The organism is Microcoleus sp. B4-C2, assembly GCF_036705265.1.
GTDB lineage: Bacteria > Cyanobacteriota > Cyanobacteriia > Cyanobacteriales > Microcoleaceae > Microcoleus.
The window spans coordinates 1-2623 of record NZ_JAUBUB010000195.1 but is presented as its reverse complement, the minus strand read 5'-3'; the positions used below and the strand labels follow the sequence as shown (position 1 = coordinate 2623).

Below are 2623 nucleotides of genomic sequence, written 5' to 3'. Positions count from 1 at the left end.
CCGTCCTTTTTGGACGGGCGGGACGCCCATCCCACAATAACAATTAAAATTGTAAGTTATTTAATTCGCGATCCTAACTGGCGCTAACATATCTAAATGTAGGGTGCGACCGGGCGCACCTTAGCCTAATTTTAAATAAAATCGAAAATCGAAAATTCTGTCACCGTTCTAAAAATCATCATCCGGGCCCTCATCAGGGCCCTCATCCGAGTTCTGATCGCGACGCACAAGTTCAGAAGGAGGCCTATCGTTACTCCATGCCCACCACACGGAATCGCACTGGCAGCGGTAAAATTCTTGCCATTTGCGACGGTTGAACTCGGTATATACTGGCGATCGGCGATTAATCCAGACCTCAGTGGCATTCGTGCAGCTAGCGCCGCACTTGGGGCAGCAAAACTCATTAGCGTGAACCGCCGTCGCAGTCCATTCAGGAGGATGTGGAGCAAAAGCTTCCATGTGTTAGAGTTTCTATCTAAACTGCTGGTAATTACGGCAAATCAAGGGTTGCTAAAGATCCGCAGAGTTCGGAATGACCTAAGCAGTGACATAAGTACGCTGTTGAGTGCGTAATTCATCGGCCCGTTATTTTGTTTAGCATTTGCCGTCAGATGAATAGTATAACTGATGTGGTGCAAGCCGTCGATCGGCATTCTTAAGTATTTCAAGGAATCGGCTCATGTCAATCTACAATCTTATCTCATTTCTGGGCATCTTTGGCCTGTGTGCGATCGCCTGGGTTTTCTCAGAAAATCGCAAAGTTCAGTATATACCTTGGCGCGTCATCATCTGGGGCATTGGCCTGCAATTAGTCTTAGGATTTTTAGTATTCCTGTTCCCCCCAACTCGCCTCGCTTTAGAATGGTTTACTAGCTTACTGGATGGAGTATTCACCGCTGCTGACGCTGGAGCGAGGTTTGTATTCGGGAGCAATGTTGTACCCATACCTGGTAAAGAGCCGGCAATTAATTTAGGATATATTTTTGCCTTTCGAGCTTTACCGACAGTCATCTTTTTTTCTGGCCTCATGGCCTTGCTATACAACATCGGCGTGATTCAAATTGTCACCGAACTTTTTGCCAAAATCTTTTATACGACAATGCGGTTGAGCGGCGCGGAAGCCCTCAGCGGCGCTGCTAATATCTTCGTAGGAATTGAAGCGGCAATTGTCGTCAAGCCTTATTTGCCACAAATGACTCGTTCGGAACTTTGTGCAATCCTCTCTTGCTGTTTCGGGACGGCCGCTTCTTCAACTTTAGCAATTTATGTTAGTTTTCTCAAGCCAGTTTTTCCAAATATTTTAGGACACTTAGTTTCAGCCTCAATTATCGCCATTCCCGCTTGTTTTGTCCTCTCCAAAATCTTAGTACCAGAAACAGACACACCCCTGACAATGGGCGGCATTCCCAAGGAAGAACGGAAGCCTAAAGGCCGCGAGTTTGTGGGCGAAGAAATTTCCGAAATGGACGGCGAAGCGATGCCACAAGAGACAGTTGGAGGAGAACCCATCGAACGAGTCAGCCCTCTCGATGCAGCGATAATTGGTGCATTGGACGGTGTAAAAATGGCTGTGGCCATTGCCGCTGTTTTGATTTTGATTTTAGGCTTAGTTTCCTTAATCAATCAATTCTTTGGTTGGCTGGCAATTTTGCCCGGCCCAATTGGGGGCTTTTTCAAAGTTGTCACCTTAGCCAACATTATGGGATTTTTATTTTATCCCCTGACGCTATTAACAGGAGTGTCCATTGACGACTCTTGGCAAGCATCAGTAATCATCGGACGGCGACTGTTAGAAACAGCGATTCCGCCCTATCAAAGTTTAGCAGAAGCATCGGCAAAAGGACTGGTGAGCGATCGTACAGTTTTAATTGTCAGTTACGCCCTTTCCGGCTTCGCCCACTTAGCCTCCGTCGGCATATTTGTCGGCGGTACGATCGCCCTAATTCCATCCCGCCGCAAAGACATTTCCGAACTCGGTTGGAAAGCATTATTTGTCGGCACCTTAGCCACAATGATGATCGCTTGCATCGCCGGCACCTTCGACACCGGAGACGCCAGCATTTTAGGCGCTAAAACAGCCCCTGTTGCCCCGCTAACAGCCCCTGATTCTCCGAAATCACCGCCATCCCCAGCCGCGAATTCAAAGCCGTCAGTTGCCCCAGCAATTGCCAGTCCGAAGCCTTCGCCGAACCCCGAAAAAGCGGCTCCGAAAGCTCAAGAATCTCCCTCTCCCGCATCCAAGAAAAACCCTTAATAATCTTCTATTGACTTGTAGGGGCGGGTTTTTCCAACAATATTTAACTTCCGTTAAAAATCTACAGAAACCCGCCCGCACACAACCAATAACCTACATCAACTTTGCTTTCGATAAAACAAGTTAGGAACGGACTCTGACCCAAGAAACCGGGTTTTTTACCAAATCTGTGGTTGTCACAAAGTATTCTCGCAAAAACCCGGTTTCTGGCCACCCGTGCATCAGATTGCGATTTGCCCTTGGGTGAGTGAGGGCGGGTTTTAGAGATTGTAGGTTTTAGACAATTATGGTTGGTGAACCCGCCCCTTGTATCTTAAAAGAGTGAGTCAGGCGATTGCCACGTCATTGATTAGATCATACCGACAAGTG

Annotated in this window: 2 protein-coding genes; one reads left to right on the top strand and one right to left on the bottom strand. The window is 47.5% G+C overall.

Features of this window, described 5'->3' with window-relative positions; translation table 11 throughout:
* Positions 1–168: 168 nt before the first annotated feature.
* Positions 169–459, bottom strand: a complete 291-nt coding sequence (locus tag QUB20_RS28300; protein ID WP_333056474.1) for a hypothetical protein — start codon at positions 457–459, stop codon at positions 169–171.
* Positions 460–679: 220 nt separating this feature from the next.
* On the opposite strand from QUB20_RS28300, the gene QUB20_RS28295 reads away from it, so the two are divergent.
* Complete coding sequence (locus tag QUB20_RS28295; RefSeq protein ID WP_333251492.1) at positions 680–2254, top strand: nucleoside transporter C-terminal domain-containing protein; 1575 nt, start codon at positions 680–682, stop codon at positions 2252–2254.
* Positions 2255–2623: the final 369 nt, after the last annotated feature.